At 68.1% G+C, this 20,423-nt stretch carries 16 protein-coding genes; 3 read left to right on the forward strand and 13 right to left on the reverse strand.

What is annotated here, in order from left to right:
- Positions 1-365 precede the first annotated feature (365 nt).
- The gene (locus FFS72_RS01790) at positions 366-794 is read right to left on the reverse strand and encodes a YfbO family protein (RefSeq protein WP_502704064.1); all 429 of its coding nucleotides are present in this window, start codon (positions 792-794) and stop codon (positions 366-368) included.
- A 136-nt stretch (positions 795-930) separates the two neighbouring features.
- On the opposite strand from FFS72_RS01790, the gene FFS72_RS01795 reads away from it, so the two are divergent.
- Positions 931-1,530 (forward strand): transglutaminase-like domain-containing protein, encoded by a 600-nt coding sequence (locus FFS72_RS01795; RefSeq protein WP_137872321.1) that lies wholly within the window; start codon positions 931-933, stop codon positions 1,528-1,530.
- Between the two features lie 84 nt (positions 1,531-1,614).
- Here FFS72_RS01795 and FFS72_RS01800 read toward each other — a convergent pair whose 3' ends face one another.
- The 3 genes from FFS72_RS01800 to FFS72_RS01810 all read right to left on the reverse strand — a co-directional run bounded on the left by FFS72_RS01800 (position 1,615) and on the right by FFS72_RS01810 (position 4,332).
- Positions 1,615-3,075 (reverse strand): glyceraldehyde-3-phosphate dehydrogenase, encoded by a 1,461-nt coding sequence (locus FFS72_RS01800; protein WP_137872322.1) that lies wholly within the window; start codon positions 3,073-3,075, stop codon positions 1,615-1,617.
- A 238-nt stretch (positions 3,076-3,313) separates the two neighbouring features.
- Entirely contained in the window at positions 3,314-3,973 is a 660-nt protein-coding gene (locus FFS72_RS01805) for a lysine exporter LysO family protein (RefSeq protein WP_137872323.1), read from the reverse strand.
- Positions 3,970-4,332, reverse strand: coding sequence for a PadR family transcriptional regulator (locus tag FFS72_RS01810; protein ID WP_137872324.1), 363 nt, complete (start codon positions 4,330-4,332; stop codon positions 3,970-3,972). The genes FFS72_RS01805 and FFS72_RS01810 overlap by 4 nt, the downstream gene beginning before the upstream one ends.
- A gap of 502 nt (positions 4,333-4,834) precedes the next feature.
- Between FFS72_RS01810 and FFS72_RS01815 the strand changes: the two genes are divergently transcribed.
- Positions 4,835-6,466 carry an ABC-F family ATP-binding cassette domain-containing protein gene (locus FFS72_RS01815; protein ID WP_137872325.1) on the forward strand — a complete coding sequence of 544 codons (1,632 nt, stop codon included), beginning with the start codon at positions 4,835-4,837 and terminating at the stop codon, positions 6,464-6,466.
- Between the two features lie 149 nt (positions 6,467-6,615).
- On the opposite strand, the gene FFS72_RS01820 is transcribed toward FFS72_RS01815, so the two are convergent.
- Positions 6,616-7,473 (reverse strand): alpha/beta fold hydrolase, encoded by an 858-nt coding sequence (locus FFS72_RS01820; RefSeq protein WP_137872326.1) that lies wholly within the window; start codon positions 7,471-7,473, stop codon positions 6,616-6,618.
- Between the two features lie 271 nt (positions 7,474-7,744).
- Between FFS72_RS01820 and FFS72_RS26305 the strand changes: the two genes are divergently transcribed.
- Complete coding sequence (locus FFS72_RS26305; protein ID WP_171018511.1) at positions 7,745-9,916, forward strand: hypothetical protein; 2,172 nt, start codon at positions 7,745-7,747, stop codon at positions 9,914-9,916.
- Positions 9,917-10,019: 103 nt separating this feature from the next.
- Here FFS72_RS26305 and FFS72_RS01830 read toward each other — a convergent pair whose 3' ends face one another.
- The 8 genes from FFS72_RS01830 to FFS72_RS01865 form a co-directional block, all read right to left on the reverse strand.
- On the reverse strand, positions 10,020-11,936 hold the full coding sequence (locus tag FFS72_RS01830; RefSeq protein ID WP_137872327.1) for a hypothetical protein: 1,917 nt from the start codon (positions 11,934-11,936) through the stop codon (positions 10,020-10,022).
- On the reverse strand, positions 11,933-13,783 hold the full coding sequence (locus FFS72_RS01835; RefSeq protein WP_137872328.1) for an HSP90 family protein: 1,851 nt from the start codon (positions 13,781-13,783) through the stop codon (positions 11,933-11,935). Before FFS72_RS01835 ends, FFS72_RS01830 begins: the two co-directional genes overlap by 4 nt.
- Positions 13,784-13,907: 124 nt before the next feature.
- Positions 13,908-14,390 carry a type III secretion system chaperone family protein gene (locus tag FFS72_RS01840; RefSeq protein ID WP_137872329.1) on the reverse strand — a complete coding sequence of 161 codons (483 nt, stop codon included), beginning with the start codon at positions 14,388-14,390 and terminating at the stop codon, positions 13,908-13,910.
- A 244-nt stretch (positions 14,391-14,634) separates the two neighbouring features.
- The gene (locus tag FFS72_RS01845; protein WP_212744306.1) at positions 14,635-15,024 is read right to left on the reverse strand and encodes a DUF8548 family protein; all 390 of its coding nucleotides are present in this window, start codon (positions 15,022-15,024) and stop codon (positions 14,635-14,637) included.
- A gap of 78 nt (positions 15,025-15,102) precedes the next feature.
- The gene (locus tag FFS72_RS01850) at positions 15,103-16,686 is read right to left on the reverse strand and encodes a long-chain fatty acid--CoA ligase (protein ID WP_137872330.1); all 1,584 of its coding nucleotides are present in this window, start codon (positions 16,684-16,686) and stop codon (positions 15,103-15,105) included.
- 161 nt (positions 16,687-16,847) lie between these two features.
- The gene (locus FFS72_RS01855) at positions 16,848-17,900 is read right to left on the reverse strand and encodes a beta-keto acid cleavage family enzyme (protein ID WP_137872331.1); all 1,053 of its coding nucleotides are present in this window, start codon (positions 17,898-17,900) and stop codon (positions 16,848-16,850) included.
- Positions 17,901-17,975: 75 nt separating this feature from the next.
- Positions 17,976-18,800 (reverse strand): SDR family NAD(P)-dependent oxidoreductase, encoded by an 825-nt coding sequence (locus tag FFS72_RS01860; protein ID WP_137872332.1) that lies wholly within the window; start codon positions 18,798-18,800, stop codon positions 17,976-17,978.
- Positions 18,801-18,879: 79 nt separating this feature from the next.
- Positions 18,880-20,241 (reverse strand): MFS transporter, encoded by a 1,362-nt coding sequence (locus FFS72_RS01865; protein ID WP_137872333.1) that lies wholly within the window; start codon positions 20,239-20,241, stop codon positions 18,880-18,882.
- Between the last annotated feature and the right edge of the window lie 182 nt (positions 20,242-20,423).

The following is a 20,423-nucleotide window of genomic DNA, read 5'->3' on the forward strand; positions in this document are numbered from 1 at the left end:
CACGCCTGCGCGCCGTCGACCTCGTACACGCGAGCGTCGGCGGGGACGCTCACCCGCCGCACCACGGCACGCTCCCAGCCCATGCTGTCCTCCACGAACCACAATCCGGCCGGGGTGCCGTCCGACAGCTGCCGAGTCGAACTCCGGGTCGGTGGCGTCGACCACCACCAGCCGGACCAGTTCGCAGCCGGATCGGCCGGTCGCTCGTGTTCTGCCCGTGCCTCCTCATCGGCGGTCCGGGCGCCATAGTCGCGCAACGCGTCTGCGGCCGGCGCGTCTTCGACATCCGTACCGCTCGCGCTCCACACCTCCAACTGATCGGTCGGGGCGAGCGAGGCCACCCAGGCTCCGCGGCCCAGAGCGGTTCAGCCCCAGACGAGGGACAGCACCCGGTGGCTGCCGGGCACGGCCGGCACGTCGCAGAAGTCGTCGTGGTCGTAGACCATGCCCTCCCACGTCGGCTCCGCCTGCAGGCTCTTCACATCGAGGCGTTCGTCGATCTCCTCGGAGGTCAGCGTCGTGCAGATCGCTATGCCCTCGGCGGTCACGCCGTCGTACCCGTCCTCGAACATCTCCTCGTGCGGCTGGACGCGTACCCAGGCGACGGCGCGATTGGCGGCCAGCGCGTCGAGGCGGCGTGCGATCTCGGCGAGATCAGGGCGTCCGTACCCGTACTGGTTCGGGGCGATCGAGTCCTCGACGGTGTTCCCGTCGAAGAACTCCCGGATGGTCAGCAGCGGGTACCGATCGCTGCCATCGGCCGAACGTTCCATTACACCCTCGCGCGAAATCACAGGGGGACTCTAATTCCCTGGACGGTTCCCCTCGTACGGGGGTTGCGGGTCACTTGGATCAGCCGCTGACCTCCGTTTTCTCGGGTGGCCGTAATCGGCTTGACCGCCCCGCTCCGACTCCCCGACAATTCCGCGAATGGAAACCGTCGACGTGCTGTCCGACCCCGAATCGCCGGAAGGCTACCTCGCAGGCAGCGAGTTCATCGATCTCGACGACCCATCCATCCGAACCCTTGCTCGGACACTCCGGCAGGGCTCGGACAGCGACGTGTCCTTCGCCAGGGCCGCCTTCGAGTGGGTGCGCGACGAAGTGGGCCACTCCTACGACGTCCAGGACCCGCGGGTCACCCTGGCGGCGAGCGAGGTCCTCGAGCACCGCGTCGGGCTCTGCTACGCCAAGTCACACCTGTTGACGGCGTTGTTGCGGTCCGAAGGCGTTCCGACGGGCCTGTGCTACCAGCGCCTCGCGCACGGGGACGAACACGTCCTGCACGGGTTGGTCGCGGTCCATCTCAACGGCGCCTGGCATCGCCAGGATCCGCGCGGAAACAAGGACGGCGTCGACGCACAGTTCTCGCTGGACGAGGAACAACTCGCCTGGGGCGTCGACCCCACGCTCGGGGAGATCGACTATCCGACGATCTTCGCCGAGCCTGCGGAATGCGTCGTCGACACGCTCCGCGGCACGGCGGACGTTCTGTCTCTCTACGACGTCGGCCTGCCAACGGGACTGTGACTCTCTCGCGCACCCACCCGAACGCGACAACGCCCCGGGAGGAGCAATGTCCTCGCGGGGCGTTGTCGGGGAACTACGGTGTCGTCAGTTGACGGCCGCCAGGTCCGCGGCCTCCACCACCGGGTAGATCGGGTACTCGACGCCGGACAGGTACTGCACGGTGCGCACCACCTGGCAGGAGTAGCCGAACTCGTTGTCGTACCAGACGTAGAGGATGGCGGTGTCGCCCTCGACGATGGTCGCGTTCGCATCGACGATGCACGCCGCCCGCGAGCCGATGAAGTCGCTCGACACGGCGTCGGTGGCGGCCGTGAAGTCGAGGTTCCGGCTCAGCTCACCGGTCAGCGACTCCTGACGCAGGTGCTCGACGACCTCCGCCTTCGTGGTCTCACGGTTCAGCTGCAGGTGCAGGATCGCGACGGACACGTCCGGCGTGGGAACGCGGATCGAGTTGCCGGTGATCTTGGCCTTCAGATCCGGAAGGGCCTTCGCGACGGCCGACGCGGCACCGGTCTCGGTGAGCACCAGGTTGAACGGCGCGGAACGACCACGACGGTCTGCCTTGTGGTAGTTGTCCAGCAGGTTCTGGTCGTTGGTGAACGAGTGCACGGTCTCGACGTGGCCGCGCGAGACCCCGAACTCGTCGTCCATGGTCTTCAGCGGCGGGACGATGGCGTTCGTGGTGCAGGATGCGCACGACACGATCGTCTCGTCCTGGTCGAGGCTGCGGTGGTTGACGCCGTGCACGATGTTCGGGACGTCGCCCTTGCCGGGCGCGGTGAGCAGGACCTTCGCGATGCCGGGGCGCAGGTGCTTCGACAGCCCGTCGCGGTCACGCCAGATACCGGTGTTGTCGACGAGGATGGCGTTGTCGATGCCGTACTCGGTGTAGTCGACGGTGGTCGGGTCGTTGCTGTAGATGAACTTGATGACGTTGCCGTTGGCGATGAGCGTGCTGTTCTCGGCGTCGACCTTGATCGTGCCGTTGAACTGCCCGTGGACGGAGTCGCGGCGCAGCAGCGAGGCCCGCTTGACCAGGTCGTCGTCGCCACCCTTGCGGACCACGACGGCCCGCAGGTTCAGGCCGTTACCCGAACCGGCCTTCTCGATGAGCAGACGGGCGACGAGGCGACCGATGCGGCCGAAGCCGTAAAGGACGACGTCCTGCGGCTTCGCCGGGCTCGTCTGGGCGCCACCGACGAGGTCGGTGAGACGCTCCGCGACGAACTCGGGGATCGAGGTCCCCTCACCGTGGGCGTGGTACGCCGACACCAGCAGGCCGAGGTCGATCTTCGAGGGGCGCAGGTCGAGCTCGGTCAGCGCCTGGAGGAACGGGAAGGTCTCCTCGACGGACAGCTCGTCGCCGCGGATCTGCCGAGCGAAGCGGTGGGTACGCAGAATCTGGATGACCGACCGGTTCACCAGCGAGCGGCTGTGGAGCAGAACCGTCACCGAGTGCGTCCGGTGCAGACCGCCGATGATCGGAATCATCGCCTCCGCGAGAGCCTCCTCGGAGTTCCACTGGGTAAGTTCCGCTGTGCTCACTACGCTCCCTCGCCTTCCGGCTCGTGTGACAGGTCCGTGGGACGGATTTCGGCCCGGACGAGACGCACGTCACTCGCTGGTCAGCGTTCCGGATCGGTGGAACCACTCGCGACCGGCCCTGATTTCGACGTGCGCGCCCCCCAGCATATGAAAGCGCTCCCCCGGGTCGACAATCCGGTCGCCGAAACCGTCCCGCAGGCGTGAACGAGACGACGAATCGGAAGAAGATTGCCGGGAGTCAGATCGTCTCGGGTCGTGTCCCGGTGACCGCGCTGTGGCGGGCAATGCCGGCAGTCGTCCCGAGCACGACGATCACGACTCCGACCACCACGGCGAGGACGATCGGGGTCGGGTTGAAGTTCCTCCACCATGCGATTGCCATGCCGGCTCCGATACTCAGGACTGCTCCCGCCGGCAGAAGTACCGACAGCCACCGAAGCGTCGACGATGCCCGTGGATCACGGCGAAGGGTGATCCACACGAACAGCAGGGCGCACAGATAGGCGAATGCGCCTGACGACGCGTACATGGGCAGGACCAACGGCCCCAGATCTACGGTCGGACGACCCGCGAACCCAGCGAAGACGGCGACCAGGATCACCGCCAGTCCAGCCGCTGCGCCGAGAACGACAGCTGGAACGACCAGCTCCAGCCGCAAGGCACGCCCGCACAGTCCCCGCTCGTCCGCCCACTGCCGGAGGGTCCGTGAGCTGTCCTCACCGAGGACCGCGGACGCGTCGTGGCCGTCCCGGAGGGCACCGTCGATCTCCGCCTCCAGTTCGGAGAGCATCATCTTTCGGTCCGAGCCACGGACGCCGGCGCGGCGCCAGAGTCGGTTTGCCTCCCGGAGGGTCCCCTGGAGCTCACCGTGGTCGACTTGCGTGTTCGTGGTGTTCATGCGACGCCCGTTCCGTTGTTGGTAGCCCGGTCTGGTGACTGCAGCAGTGAGGTGACGCTGCTGGAGAGCGCAAGCCATTCCGACGTTCCGCTGGCAAGCACCTCGATGCCGATTTCGCTGAGCGAGTAGTACTTTCGCGGCGGCCCTGACGGAGACGGCCGCTTCTCGGACACCACGAGGCCCGCCTTCTCCAAGCGAGCCAGCAACGGGTAGGCCGATCCTCCAGCGACGAGCAGATCTTGCTCGGCCAGCCGCTCCGTCAGTTCGTAGCCGTACACGGGCCGCTCTCTCAGCAGTGCCAGGAGGCAAAGATCCAGCACGCCTCGAAGCACGAGGCTTCGTCTCTCCACAGCACTCATGCTCAACAAGCTAGCGACATCTAGCTTGTTGAGCAAGATACTCAGGTGGAATTCCCTCCGGGCGCGGGATGACGGCGACCTTGCCGGAGTCCGGGACATGATCGAGGTTCGCGAGGAAGGTCACACCGCACGGTGCCCGAATCGAATTGACACGGCCCCGCCCGGGCGGCAGAGTGTCCCGCCATGCGTATCCCACCAGCCAAGAAGAGCCGTCGGCGGCTCCGCGTTGGCTTGATCTGGGTGCAGAGACTCATCGGCTGACGCCGTCACGGATGAGCGACCTCCGCTAGCCGACCACGATTCGGCTGCACACCACCCGCATTCCCGGGTTCTTCGATTCCGTTCCGGCGCGCAGCCCTTCGCCGCGCACGCACGCCCGCGCGTGCCCCGCTCGCGAGAACGGTCCTCGCCACCGTGCGGCCACTCCGGCACGAACAGCACTGCCGTCGCCTCGGAGCCTCGCGCCCCACCGGTCTCGACAACACACCTCCAGGGAACTCACATGATCACCACCACAGACCTCGAAGTCCGCGCCGGTACCCGAACACTCCTCACCGCGTCCGGGCCCGCCCTGCGCGTCCAGGCCGGGGACCGGATCGGCCTCGTCGGACGCAACGGCGCGGGCAAGACCACCACGCTGCGAATCCTCGCCGGGGAGGGCGAACCCTACGCGGGCGAGGTGATCCGCAGCGGTGAAATCGGTTACCTGCCACAGGATCCCAAGGAGGGAAACCTCGACATCCTGGCCAGGGATCGGGTGCTCTCGGCCCGCGGGCTCGACGAGATCCTGCGCAACATGGAGAAGCAGCAGGCGATCATGGCGGATGCCGTCGACGACGCCGTACGTGACAGGGCAATCGGCAAGTACGGACAGCTCGAGGAACGGTTCGCCGCGCTAGGCGGGTACGAGGCCGAGTCGGAGGCAGCCCGGATCTGCAACAGCCTCGGGCTCGCGGACCGGATCCTGACCCAGCCGCTGCGCACACTGTCGGGTGGTCAGCGCCGCCGCGTCGAGTTGGCCCGCATCTTGTTTGCCGCCTCGGACGGCTCCGGCGGCAAGTCGAACACCACGCTGCTGCTCGACGAGCCCACCAACCACCTCGACGCCGACTCGATCACCTGGCTGCGAGGCTTCCTGCAGAACCACGACGGCGGCCTGATCGTGATCAGCCACGACGTCGACCTGCTCGCCGACGTGGTGAACAAGGTGTGGTTCCTCGACGCGGTGCGCGGCGAGGCCGACCTCTACAACATGGGCTGGAAGAAGTACCTCGACGCCCGGGCCACCGACGAGCAGCGCCGCCGCCGCGAGCGCGCCAACGCCGAGAAGAAGGCCGGCGCGCTGCGTGCCCAGGCCGCCAAGCTAGGTGCCAAGGCGACGAAGGCGACCGCGGCGCAGAACATGGCCAAGCGGGCCGACAAGCTGATGGCGGAGCTCGACGATGTCCGGGTTGCGGACAGGGTCGCGCACATCCGGTTCCCGGAGCCCGCGCCGTGCGGCAAGACGCCACTGACGGCGAGGAACCTGACCAAGATGTACGGCTCGCTGGAGATCTTCACCGGTGTCGACCTGGCCATCGACCGGGGCAGCCGCGTGGTGATCCTGGGCCTCAACGGCGCGGGCAAGACGACCCTGCTGCGCCTCCTGGCGGGCGCGGAGACGCCGGACCTCGGCGAGCTCGTGCCCGGTCACGGGCTCAAGGTCGGGTACTTCGCCCAGGAGCACGACACCCTCGACGACGAGGCCACGGTCTGGGAGAACATCCGGCACGCCGCGCCCGACGCGGGGGAACAGGACCTGCGCGGCCTGCTCGGTGCATTCATGTTCACCGGACCGCAGCTCGAGCAGCCCGCCGGGACCCTCTCCGGCGGAGAGAAGACCCGGTTGGCGCTGGCCGGACTGGTGTCCTCGGCGGCGAACGTGCTGCTGCTCGACGAACCGACCAACAACCTCGATCCGATCTCCCGCGAGCAGGTGCTCGAGGCGCTGCGCAGCTACGCCGGCGCGGTCGTGCTGGTCACCCACGACCCCGGCGCCGCTGAGGCCCTCAACCCGGAACGGGTGATCCTGCTACCCGACGGCACCGAGGATCACTGGTCCCAGGAGTACGTGGAGCTCATCCAGTTGGCGTGACCCCGCGGCTGACGTCCCGCGCCGGTTCGTCACCGCGCTCCCCAGCCCGTACAAGTGTTCGCTCACAACGGCTTTCACTGAAAGTGACGAACTCCGCGCGGGCGGCACCGCGACGGCACTCCGGCTCGGGACTCCAACCCGACACGTGGCTACCGTCCGAGCGAGAGCATCGCCGCCGCCACCTCACCGGTGGCCGCGTCGGGGATCGCGGTCGCTGCATCCTCGATGACGAGTAGCCGGGCCTCGGGGATCTCCCGCGCGCACGCTTCGCCGTTGCCGACGGGAAAGAACGGGTCGCGCCTGCCGTGCACCACCAGTGCCGGGATCGTGAGTTCGGGCAGACGTTCGCGCCAGCGCGGCGTGCAGTCGAGTCGGGAGAACACCATTCGCAGCTGGTTGGCCATCTGGATCGCGGACGCGGTGCCCGGCGTTCGGTCCCAGATGCGTTCGGCGGTGACCCGCGCGGCGGCGGGGTCATCACCACGGATCTCGGCGCCTGCGGCGGCGAACTCCGCCACGCCGGCGCGGTCGGACCAGTCCGGCCTCGGAAGCGAGAACAGCCGGGCCATGGTCGCCCCGTCATGGTCAGGCAGGTCGTCGTCGACTGGACCCGGAGCGACAGGCCTCGTTCCGACTAGCGTGAGCGCGCTGAAGGCGTGCGCATGATCGAGCGCGGCGACCTGGGCGACCATTCCGCCGACACCGATGCCCGCCAGGTGCGCCGGTCTGGGGTCGAGTTCGAGGGCGAGCGCCGCGGCGTCCGATGCCAGATCGCGCAGCGTGTAGGCCGGCGACTCGGGATCGACCGTGGTCGATGCCCCCGAATCGCGGAGGTCGTACCGCACGACATGATGCCCGCCACGGGCGAGAGCCGCGCACAGGGCGGTGGGCCACGAGAGCATGGTGGTTCCTCCCACGAGGAGGATCAGCGGCGCCGCCGCGTCCCCGAAGTGCTCCACCCCCAGTGCGACGCCGTTGACGTCGATCGTGCTCGTCCCGACTGCCATCAGGTTTCCCTCCGTCGTTGTCTGCACCGGCCGGCGCCCTACCCGCAAAAGCCGCTCTTGCACGGATAGACCCATCACGCAGCCCAGAATCATCGGTCTGGCCTGACGAACACATCGACGACGCTCACGTCCCGCAGGGCGAACCCTGACTCACGCATCCTCTCGAGGGAGGCGCTGTCCCGGCGAACTCCACGGCGTTCGGTCCCGTAGATTCTGACAGCGGTGTGCGACGTCCTGACCGACTTCCGGCTGTTCCGCGACAAGGAGACTCATGACCGGCACGCACGTGCGAACCCACCTCGCCGAGGTCGACTGGTCGATGCTGGAGCATGCATACGGCGATGCGAGTGATGTGCCCGGCTGGATCGAGCTGCTGACAGGCGCGGAGACCGCCGAAGAGTCGCTACACAACCTGTGGGCGTCGGTGTTGCATCAGGGAACGCTCTACGACTCGACCCCACCGGCGATGGTGTCCATCGCGTCGCTGCTCGGCGCACGGCAGGCCGCGGATGCGGAGAACACCGCGTGGTTGCTGCTGATGTTCGCCGACGCGGTGCGCGACTACGAGCAGGTCGAGGTGGACGACGCCGACACCGCCACGATCGTCCGGTCGGCCCGAGAGTCGCTGACCCGGATCGCCGCGCTCGTACGACCCCTGATCTCCGACGCCGGCCCGGAGGCCGCGGCAGCGGCACTGCTCCAGGCCACCGCGGGCACGGCCGACTCCGCAGCCCTCGACACCCTCGGGGCACGGGCGAGCGCCCGCCCGGCTGGGCAGGTCGAGCAGGCGTGTGTCGCGGCGCTCACCACCCTCGGTGCCGATGCTTCGGAGGCTCTCTCCGACGGAGATCCGGGCCTGGTGACGGCGGCGACGCTTGCCCGGATCGCGGCCGGCGACGCCGCGACCACCGACCTCGACGCGCTGGTAGCGGGCTGGGAGCTCGCCGTCGAGGTGGCACCGCGCATCGCGTTCGGTGTCGCGAACCTTCCGGAGTGGTTGAGCGCGGTCAACCCCGACGCGTCGGCTCATGTACTGGCCGCGCTGCCCACGCCGGACGAGGCGACGATCGCAGGGCTCGTCGATGTCGTCATCGGCTCGAGGCGCAATGCTCCGGCCGCGGTCCGCCGCCTGCTCGCCTTTGCGGCGCTCCCGGAGGCCGCGCCGGAGACGATGATCGCAGCACTCCGGCAGTGCCCACCGACACCCGAGGTCTGCGACTCACTCGGCGATCTCGCCGAAAGAGTCACTGCCGGTGGCACATCCGCCGTCGGGTCGAGCACGTTCGACACCGATGCCCGGGCCGATTCCGCTCTGGCTCTGTTGCGTGCGGGCGACGGACGGTGGGCCCGCCCGATGGCCCAGGCCTTCCTCACGAACTCGGCCGCGCGCGGCCTCATGGTGTCGACGTCCGCGTCCGGACGGTCCGCGCTCGGTTTCGCGCTCGTGCGCGAGGGCGCGCCGTCCGCCACCATGCTCGTCGCGGGCATCCGGCAGGCGCTGCGGCAGGAGCCGCCCGCCGATCCGTCCCGGGACGGCGCCGGGCACCTCGCAGAGTTGCTCGCCTCCTGGCCGGCCGAGGCTGCCGCCGGCGCGTTGCCCGAGGTCCGGGAACTGCTCGCCGTCGCGCCGAAGCACGCCGCCGCTGCACTCGCGACGTGGGACGACACCGCGTGCATCGCCCGGATCCGCGAGGCGAGCGTCACCGGCGACGCGACCGTGCTGCTCGCTCTAGCGCGCTTGACCAGGGACCCGGGCGACTTCCATCGCGTCCTCGACGCCGACCTCCGGTACCGGGAGTCGGAGGTGCTGGCGCACTGGGCCGACCGCACCGACCCACGCTTCCTCGACTGGTGCCGCAGCCTCGCAGGCACGGAGCCCGCGACGGCCGACTACCAGCGTGGAGACCAGCTGACCGCCCTACGCATCCTCGCCGCCGCCGACTCGGGCGGGGCCGAAACCGGCTGGGTCGTGCTTCGCGGCATCCTCGACGCCGGGCGCGGCCCGATCGACGAAGCCATCGGCCTCGCATTCGAGTGGCGCGCGCAGCAGTTGCTGTCGCCCGAGGTGCGCACCGACCTCGAGTCCCTGCTCACCGATCTCGTCGTCACCGACCGCAGGGACTACAACGGTCCCATTGCCAAGGCCAGCGCCGCCGCCGCGATCGCCCTCCTCGATGCGGGACTGCCCCTACCCGGCACTCCCGCACGAATCGCGAAGGTCGTCACGCGTGCCGTGGCCGACCGGTACGCGCGCGGCCATGGGCTCAGGCTCACCGAACGGCTCACGGCAGCACCGCAACCGGTCCGCAGCGCCGTCGCGGAGGCGCTCCGCTCCCTCGTCGACCGCGACGAGCGCTTCGACTCCACCGGCGACATCGCCGTCGAGGACGAACGCGCCCTTGCGCGTCTGCGCCCGATCCTGAGCAACCTGGAGACCGCCTAGGGTTTCTCCTGCCCGACGTCAGGGAAACTCGAACCCTGTGCCGCGAAGATGATTCCGCGGCACGGGGCAGCCGGAGACGAGGGCGTCGACCTGCCGGTGTCGGTCACCGTGTGAGCTGTGCAGTGACCTGGTCGGCTCGGTCGGACTGACCGCTGGCGCGCAGGAGTTCGATGAGTTCTCCAGCGGCCTCGGCGCGGTCGGCGGTATTGCCCACGGCGGTGAATCCCTCGAAAGCCGATTCCAGCGCCCAGACCGCAGCGTCGGTCATGCCCGCCGCACGCTGCACCCTGCCGGCGAGCCAGAAGGCGTGCGCGGCATCGACGACGAGGCCGAGGCGGGCGAACTCCTCGCCCGCCCGGATGGCTTCGTCAGCGGGGTTCGTGGCGTCGAGTTCGGCTGGGATCTGCCAGGTCTGGGCGCCCGCCAGCGTCCGCGCGAGCGTGTCCCGCACCGTCGCGACGGTGCGCACGTGTTCGGCGCGGCGCCGCTCGGCGAGTTCCTCGGTGAGGGCGGAGGTGTCGAGTGGAGATTCGACCCGTGCCAGCAACTCGGCCAGCGACGAGAGGAGTTCGCCGATCGCATCCATTCGAACCGCGAGCGGTGCCCAGGCGGTGAGGACGGCCGCGGTGACCGCCTCCGGCGCTCCACCTGCGACGAGTCGCGGAACGGCCGCGCCGAAGGTCTCGTGCGCGACCTCGTCGTCATCGGTCTCCGCCGCACACTGGGCTGCTTCGGCGAAGGCTAGTCCCGCGCGGTCGAGGAGGCCTTGCGCTTCGAATTCTGCGGCGGCGGACAGGTACTCGGCGCGCGCATCCCGGTAGTCCCGTCGCGCGGCGAAGGCTTCCGCCCGAGCGAACCGTTCGTCAGCCGAAGCGCCGGCGCCCGAGACGACTGCGGCCGAGGCGGCACCCGACGGCGCGGCGGAGTTGGCGGACGAAGCGCCGCTCTCGAGATCGAGCGGACGATCCGTGCGCGTCGCGGCGAGCGCCCGGGCGACGAGGTCGGCGTGGTAGCGATTGCCGTTGCGGGCGTCGAACCGCGCCGCAAGTCCGTCGGCCTGCGCGCGCACCCACGTGTGCAGCGCGGCGACGGTGCCGCGCTCCGGTTCACGCAAACCGGTGGCGGTGTCGCCCTGGTCGAGGTTGGCCGAGAGCCCCGCCAGCACGCCGATGAGGAAATGGAGGCGCTTCAGCGGCGAAGGAGCCTGGTCGAGGAGCGAAGCGTCGTCGTTGCGCAGAACGCGCAACGCACGTTCGAGATGTCCACCACGGGCGAGCAATTCGAAGTTCTGGCCTCTCGACGGCGCGAGTTCCCGGTTGCTCGCGTCGAGCGACGCGAGTGCCCGGCGGTGCTGGTCCCGCGCGAGGTCCGGATCGCCGATGAGCAGTGCCGAGAGCGCGACGGCGTGGTGGGTGATGGTCGGCTCGAGGTTGCAGCTGTCGTCCTGCGTCAAGCCGAGCTCGACGGCCTCCTCGTGACGCCCCGTCTCGGTGAAGAAGACGACCTGCTGCCCGATCGTGCACGCACGGCAGTCGTCGAACTCGTCGCGCACCTGGGCAATCCACGCGAGTCGAGCGGCCTCGGCATCCGGACGGCCGGTGTGCCATGCCCAACGGAAACAGCTCATGCGCACCGCGGACAGGCCGTGCCCGACGATCCGATACCGGCGCTCCATGTCCTCGAGGAACGCGGCCCCCTGCTCCGCGGTGATCTGCGGGAAGTGCGGGAGGTCCGAGGCAATCCACTTGAACTCCCAGAACAGGTTGTGCTCGTCCTGGCCGTCGAAAAGCTCGGGGCTCTCGTCCCAGAGCCGCAGCAGCCGCGCGAACACGACGAACGACTTCGCGCCCTCCCCCGCATACGTGTACGCCTCGACCAGGTCGAGCAGCGCTTCCGCGAGCAGTTCCCGAGGCCCTTCCGCCTCGATTCGGCGGGTCACGGTTTCGGCAGCGGCGATGCGGGCGACCCCGTAGGGCATCCGGCTGATGTCACGGAGTTCGAACGCAGCAGAGGTTGTCACGGGGTGTCTTCCTGTCGTGAAGGGTCTGATTCGAGCGCGGCAGATCGAAGCGAGGCGTCGAGGAGGACACCGAGCGCGCCGGAGAGCGCGGCAGATTCGGCGGACCGGAGCCCATCGCCCGCGAGCATGACCGCGGCGAGGTAGAGCGACCGCAGGCCGGCCGCGAACACCTCCCCGTGCGGGGCGGCCAGGAGGCTCCGGGCAACTGGCGCGTCGTCGTTGAGGACGAGGGTGCGGGTGCGGGAAGGGCTTTCGTCGGCGAAGGAGTCGAGCAGCCCACCCCAGAGGTCGGGTGACGCCGCGCGTTCCCGCTCGCGTTCGCGCCGGTGCTCGGACTCCGAGTCGCGCAGCAGGATCGCGGGCACCGTGTCCGGCGAGAAGGTGCGCACGATGACGTCGCAGTCGTCGGCGGCGAGCAGGTCGCGCGCGTGTGCGACCGCCGAAGCGAGCTCCATCTCGCGGGCGACGCCCGGCACCCCGAGCACCTGCACCAGGTCGGAACTCTGCAACTCCCGCGTTCGCCAGCCACGACGCCGGGCGAGGCGTTGCATGATGTCGGCGTCGTAGACGTAGCCGGCGTTGACCACGATCAGACCCTGCGCGCGGGCGACGGCCGCGACCCTTCGGTAGGCCTCGGTGGTGGTGGTGTAGACGATCTCGCCGTCCCGGGCCGCCTCGGCGAGGGTCAAGGGCCGATCCGTCGTCTCGAACGGCAGCACTCGGGCCACGAGATCGAGCACATCGGTGTCGGTGAGCGCGAGCGCGCGCAGCGCGAGGTGATGGGTGTCGAGTACGGAACGCGCGAGTGCGCCGGGTTCGCTCAGCGTGTCGACGGCCCACCGTGTGATCTGTTGGCCGAGTGCGTCGCGCACTCCGAGAAGCGCGTCGTCGTCGTGGATCTGTTCGCGTGACGCCGTCGGCGAGAGGGTGCTCGTGTCGAGGACGGCTCGAGTGAAGAACGCCCACTCGGGAAGCACGTTGTCGACTCGTGGGCCGAGCAGCATCCGCTTGGTGTAGACGCGGTGCTGGCCGGAACCGGGTGACACCGCTTGTGGCAGCACGAACGCGACTCCGGACACCCCGGCCACCGGGAGGTCGAGATCGATGTGCGTGAGCGGTGTGAACCCGAACGTCCGCTCGCAGTACTCGGCGAGCGCTCGCTCCCGTGCGGTGCGGGTCGGATACGCGACCCGCCACGGCAGTTCGGGCTGGGTGATGCGCCGCCACATCGGCGACGAGCCGGCGACGGGTACTCGCACGGCGACGTCGAAGGGGAGCAGCGAACCGTACTCCTCGGCGAGCGAGAGCACGGTGTCGTTCGCGAGCCAGTGCTCGGCGTCCCGACGTGCGGTCAGCCGCACCGACGTGCCCACCGGTGCATCCGGATCGGCGTCCTCGCTCACCTCGAACGTGCCGTCCGCGCATCCGATCCAGCGGATCGCCGATCCAACGTGCCGGGCACTCCGCGACCGCACCTCGATGCGGTCGGCGACCATGAACGCCGAGAGCAGACCGATGCCGAACTGCCCGATGAACTCGGTTCGTCCGAGCCCCAGCATCGGATCCCGCTTGGAGGACCGTCCGATGGTTGCGAGCAGTTCCGCGGCTTCGTCGGCGGTGAGGCCGATGCCCGTGTCCGTGACCTCGAGCGTCGGCCGCCCGCTCGGGTCGGTGCCCGTGCTCAGCCGGATCGCCGCCTCCGCAGTGGGGTCGAGTTCGCGCCGTGCGGTCACGGCGTCGGCCGCGTTCTGGACGAGCTCGCGCAGGAACACCTGCGGGCCGGAGTAGAGATGTCGGGAGAGCAGGTCGACCATGCCGGCAAGGTCGACTTGGAAACGATCGGACACGAGGCTCCTGAGATGTCGAGACGGAAACTACGAGCAGTACTCACGTTGTAGCCGAAGAGAACTGGGTACCGATGTGCTCACGGCACCGTTGTGGTTCGCGCCGATCCCTGATCGGCGCGGGCCGCTACTCCTCGGACTCGAACTGCTCCCACACCTCGGGGAACGTCTCGTTCACATGCTCGAAGAACGTCATGCTGGTGTTGATGGCACACAGGAGATGCTGCCGGAGCTGGTCGTCGGTCAAACCATGCTCGTAGTCGACGTTGAGTTCGGCGTTGACACGGATCCGACCCTCGCTGTCACGTTCGAGATACGCCTTCGGCCACAGCTTCTCGGAGTTCCACGCGTTGCAGAGCTCGAGAGCCTTCACGTAGTCGGATTCCTCGAGCTTGCCCCGCCAGAATCCGCGCACACACAACAGTTCTCCGCTGGCGCCGTTGACGAAGAAGAAGAACGACCCGTACTCCCAGGAGCCGAAGATGTCACCGTCGGGATCGACGCTGTACGTCCAATCGGACCGCTCCAGCGCTGCCTTGATCCGGTCCTGAGACAGTGGGGCGAGGACGCTCCCGAGACCTGGTACCGCGTCCTTCGTGAAAAACCCCATCGTGCGCCCCTCTGATCGGTGTGAGTGTGAATCGCACCATCAGTTGTAGCGGGGGCCACCGACACATTCGCATCCGGCCTCATGCAGCCCCAGGTCCCCTCCCCCGCAGTCAAACGCCCAGGCCCGACCGTCCGTCTCCCGGCGAAACCGGGGCAGGCGCTGAATAGTGTTTCGCAAGTGCGGAGTTGAATGCCCGGAGATCCTTCTCCGGGTGGGTGCGATGTCGGGGCAGCGGCGTTCGGTGTCATCGTCCGGTGCGTGCGGCACGCCAGATGGCGTGGTCGGCGAACAGCGCGCGTGCGTCCTGGATCGTGTGGATCTCGTGATCGCGGAGGATCGCCGCGTATCGCAGGGTTGCGTCGGCCTTGCGGATCCCGCCGCGGGTCGAGGTGTTCTGCCGGTTCTTCGTCGTCGCCAGCAACGCCTCGGTGCTGGGGTAGCGGTCGAGGAACACCTCGAGCGGCACAGGGTCGCCGAACTCCGGGACCGACATCGGCACTGCCGGCGAGTCGATCTCGAAGTCGGCGGCGACCCGCTCGACCACCGGAACCACATGACGGTCGTAGTGCGCACCGATGCTGTGGATGGCGCTCTGGTGGCGGCACCCCGTACGCGCCGCGGCGTCCTCCCTCACACCCGTTTGCACCCGATTCCGGACGGGTTTCCGGCCAGGTTCGGCTTCCTTTCCCCGCCTGAGTTCACAGCCACGAGCTCAAGCGGTGAACTGTTCGCGTAGATCCCTCTTCTTGAATTTTCCGGTGGCTGTTCTCGGGATAGTGGAAACGAACTCGAACCGCTCGGGCAGCTGCCACCGCGCGAACTCACCCGACAGATGCTCACGGAGCTGCTCCGGGTCCGCGGTCAGGCCGTCCCGCAGGACAAGCACCGCCAAGGGGCGCTCACCCCACTTCGGATCGGGGACGGCGATCACCGCCGCCTCCGCCACCGATGGGTGCGCCATGAGATGGTTTTCGAGGTCGACCGAGGAGATCCACTCGCCGCCGGACTTGACGAGATCCTTCGAGCGGTCACAGATTCGGATACAGCCACGGTGGTCGATACGGACGATGTCCCCGGTGCGGAACCATCCGTCAGCCGTGAAACTGTCTGTGCCCGCACCGTTGTGGTAGGCAGCCGCGACCCACGGGCCCCGCACCTCCAACTCGCCCATCGCCACGTCGTCCCACTCGATGAATCCGTCATCCTCGTTCCGAGCGCGAATGTCGAAGAACGGAACTGCGACACCCTGCCTGCCGCGGAACTCGTACTGCTCATCGGCCGCACGGTCCCGCAGATCCACCGGGAGGCGACTGACGGTGCCCACCGGCGCGGTCTCGGTCATTCCCCACGCCTGGACAACCGTCAGGCCGTGACGGTCGTACCCCTCGAGCAGACTGCGCGGAGCCGCCGCCCCACCAACGATCAACCGTTCGAGACGGCCCAGGTCCCAGCGTTGCGGCTGTGCGTCGAGCGCGTCGAGCATCGCCATCCACACCGTCGGCACCCCCGCGGTCATGGTGACCCATTCGGCCTCGATCAGGTCGAGCACACTGACCGGGTCCAGCTTCGGCCCCGGTAGGACGAGCCGCGCCCCGAGCAGCGCGGCGGCGATCGGCAGACCCCACGCGTTGACGTGGAACATCGGCACCACCGGCAGCAACGTGTCCTGCACCGATACGCCCAGGGCATCGGGCAGCGCCACGGTCAACGAATGGAGCACCAGCGCTCGATGCGAGTACACGACACCCTTCGGTCGACCCGTGGTGCCGGACGTGTAACACATTGCGCCGGCACGTCGTTCGTCGAGAAGCGGCCACTCCATCGGCTCGGACTCACCGATCAGGATCTCGTAGTCGAGCATTCCTTCCGGGGCCGGTTCTCCCTGGGAGACGACGATGACGTGGTCGAACCGATGCGTGCGACGGAAGCCGTCGAACACCTCGAGCAGGGATTCGTCGACCACGATGACCCGGTCCCCCGCGTCCCCCACGATGAATGCAAGTTCGTCGGGGTGCAGGCGCGGGTTGAGTGTGTGAACGACCGCGCCCATCGAGGGGACCGCGAAGTACATCTCGAGGTGCTCGGCCTGATTCCACAACAGCGTCGCCACCCGGTCACCGTCCCCGACGCCGAGCCCGGCCAGCGCGGTGGCAAGCCGACGTGCCCGACTGGCGCACGACCCGAGCGTGGTCCGGGCAATGCTGCCGTCGGGGCGGCGAGTGACGACGTCCTTTCCGCTGTGGAAACGCTCGGCGCGCTCGACCACGGCGGTCAGCGACAGGGGGTAGTCATCCATGGTCAAGCCATTGATCACGTGTAACTCCTGGATCGGGGGTGGGCAGAACTCGACGGCCGAGGATCGGGCGCAGATCACGGCATGGCCGGGTGCCCGAGGGAACACCCGGCAGCGGGGCACGAGCCTCGGTTCCGTACCCCGCTGTGAAACGACCTGGTGTCCTAGGCGTGGTGGGTGAACCCGACCTGGCCGGGGCGCCGGTTCGGGGCGTAACCGAGCTTGGCGAGGGTCTCGTCGGCGTCGGCGTACGTGGTGCCGATCTTGTAGATGTCGCGGGCGTCCTTGCCGGTGGCGACCTCGCGGCCGAGTTCGCCGGCGATGCGGACCAGCTGCTCGATCTGCTGGACCGAGGTCATTCTCTCGCCCTTGCGGCCCCAGATGGTGTCCTCGTTGCCGCAGCGGGTGTGCAGGCCCATCGCGATGGCCATCGTGTTGACGGGCAGCACGCTGCGCATGAGGGATTCGAGGGTCAGGGCCGCGCCGTCCGGGACGCGCTGAACGAAGTTCATGATGTTGTACGGGTTCGGCCCCTCCATGCCGCCGCCGATCCCGGTCCAGGTCACATTCAGCGGGCCGGTGTAGACGCCACGGCGGATGAGCCGCTCGACGCTCTCGAGGCCGGTGATGCCGGTCAGCGCGAACAGGGGCTGGATGCCGGCGGCCTGCAGGCGTCGCAGGTGTTCCTCGACCCATCCCGGCCCCGCCGGGATCGTCATCTCCCGGTACGTCTCCTGCAGTTCCGGACGCGCCAGGGACGTGCCCGCGACGTCGTCCGCGGTCAAGAGCTCCGCGATGTTCATCTGGCTGGTGTTGATCGCGATGGTCACCTGGTCCGGCTTCGGATCGAGTTCGGCGAGCATGTGCCGGGTGTCATCGGAGAGCCACTTCGCTTCGGCACCTTCACCTTCCGGCGCGAACGAGATGGATCCGCCGACCTGCAGGACCATCTCCGGGACGGCCTCGCGCAGACCCGCGAGCAGCTCGTTGAACTTCGACAGGCGCTTGCTGCCCTTGCCGTCGAGCTCACGCACGTGGATGTGCAGCACCGACGCACCGGCCTCGTAGCAATCCACGGCCTGCTGGACGTGCTCCTCCATGGTCAGCGGCAGGTCCTCGCGGAAGTCGTCCGGCTCCCACTCGGGACCGTACGGCGCAGCCGTGATGACCAGTTTGTCCTGGTTCTCCGGGAAGAGGGCATCGTCGTGGAAATGCATGAGGTAGCTCCTGTCGAGAAGGTTGGAAAGTGTTGTCGAGGACGAATGTTCGACGGAACCGCAGGGAGGCGGTGGTCAGATGACGGCGCCACCGTTGGGACTGATGACCTGGCCGACGAGGTAGTGGTTGTCGCCGGCGAGATAGACAGCGAGAGAGGCGTATTCCTCTGGACTTCCCAAGCGACCGACGGGAATGATCTGGTAGAGGTTGCGCTTCTCCTCCTCCGTCGCGTTGTCGAGGTACGCCTGGAAGGGAGGGGTGAGAACGCCACCGCAGGCGATGGCGTTGACGTTGATGCCTGCGCCCGCAACATCGAGGGCGACGGTCTTGGTCAGGCTCACGACAGCAGCCTTGGCCGCCGAGTAGCCGGGGCTGTGCGTGCTCGCGGTGGAGATGCCGGCGATCGACGCGATGTTGATGATGCGGCCGTAGCCCTGGGGCTCCATGTATTTCAGCGCCTCGCGGGTGCAGTAGAAGACGCCGTGGACGTTGACGTCCCACCACTTGAGCCAGTCCTCGTCGGTCAGGCTGCTGGTGATGCCCATGGACTGGCGCTCCATGGGGGTGGTGACGTAGGCGTAGTGCCGGCTGCGGCGGACCTCGTCGGCCGGCGAGTTCGGCACCCGCGCAGCGTTGTTCACCAGGATGTGGACGGTGCCGAACTGCTCCGCGGCCCGGGCGAACGTCTCGACGACCTGCTCCTTGGAGGAGACGTCGCAGCGCAGGGCCAGACACTTGCGGCCCAGTGCCTCGATCTCGGCGGAGACCTCCGCCAGCTTGTCCTCCTGCAGGTCGCACAGGACGAGGTCCGCGCCTTCCTGCGCCATGGCGAGGGCGATCGATCGACCCAAACCCTGCGCGGCTCCGGTCACGACCGCAACCCGGTCGAGTAGCTGCATTCCTTCATCTCCTTCGGTGGAACGGTGGAAGTCACATCCGCACAGTCGATACCGAGATGGTTCGTGTGCGGCACGGGATCTATGCGGAAGCGGCGGGAGCGTGCACGTCCGGTACTGCGGGCACCGCGTGCGCGCCCCTCGTCTGCACGGAGGCCAGCTTGCGGAGACCGGCGGGGTAGAGCTTCATGCCGAGTGCGAGGAGCACGATCGACACAACTGATGCGAGGGGGACCCACTGCAGCGCACCGAGCAGTCCCAGCCGGTCCGACAACATGCCGACGACGACCGGACCCAACGCCAGGCCGAAGACATTGTTGGCAAGGGTACCGACGCCGAAGGACGACGCGTGGATCGACGGATGGGAGAGGCTGGCGACGACTGCTGTTGTGGCACCGGAGAATCCGGAGCAGAAGAACGCACCGATGCCGAGGAGGACCAGCTGGATCGGGCCGTTCTCCAGCTGGAATCCGATCATGAGGCAGACCATCGCGATGGCGGCATACGCGATCGCGGCACTCCATCTGCGCTCGGGCCGGCGACGCCCGAGACGATCGGCGGCGATGCCACAGAGCACCGTTCCGGCACCGATCAGGAGCACGAACACGGACGCGGCCAACCCGGCGCCTGCGGCATCCATGTCGTGATATCGGTTGAAGTAGCTCGGAAGCCAGGCGAGCAGAACACCCGAGACGAAGAACTGCACTCCGGCACCGACGTATGCGCACATCAGCGAGGCATTGGTGAACAGGCTCGAAATGGGGGCACGTCCGCCGTCGGAGCCTGTTGCCCCGACCATCGGCTGATCAGCGGCGTAGCGCGCCAGTCGATTCTCGTTGACGACGATCCGGAACAGGACGATGAGTGTCATCCCGAAGGCGGCCATGATCAGGAACGCCGCCCGCCAGCCGAGCCGATCGGCAAGGATGCCGCCGAGGGCGACACCGATGACCGAGCCGAAGAAGGCCGCGCCGAGGAAAGCGCCGCTGAGTGAGGCATGCAGTCGCGGTGCGAAGACACCGAGCATGACGGCCAAACCCACGCTCGCGTAGGCGGCTTCACCGAACCCGATGAGGAAGCGCGCCCCGAGCAACTGCGTGTAGTTGCTCGCGGCGGCGCACAGGACAGTCGCGAAACTCCACATGACCGCCATCAAGACGACACTGCGGACGCGGCCCCAACGGTCGGCCAGTAGTGACATCGGCAGCGCCAAGACCCCGACCATCAGAGCGACGACACTCGTCAATGCCGCGAGCTGCGAGTCCGACAGGTCCCACTCGGCCTTCAAGACGGGGAAGACCGAACTGAGAACCTGACGGGACATGTAGTCCGACATCATCAGTCCGAAGATCAGTGCGAAGACGGCCCACGGAAAGATCTTCGAATGGGCACCTGCGCCGGAAACCTCTCGGGAAGGCGGGGATTCCTGGGTCTCCAGTTCCATGCGTGCTCCTGTTCTGGATGGGCGCGTTGAGGCGACGCGTCACGGATATGGCCGGTTCGAAAGCTCGCTGCGGGCCTGAACCAGGCTGTGGTTGCGCTGCGTACGTGTCGGCACGATGTCGGTGAACCGAGCCTGCGCGTCAGGCACTGCCGGGCGTTTGTGCGCTGAGGGTTGCCCAGCGA

It is taken from the genome of Rhodococcus sp. Q, from assembly GCF_005503035.1.
In the GTDB taxonomy this organism is placed as follows: domain Bacteria; phylum Actinomycetota; class Actinomycetes; order Mycobacteriales; family Mycobacteriaceae; genus Rhodococcus_G.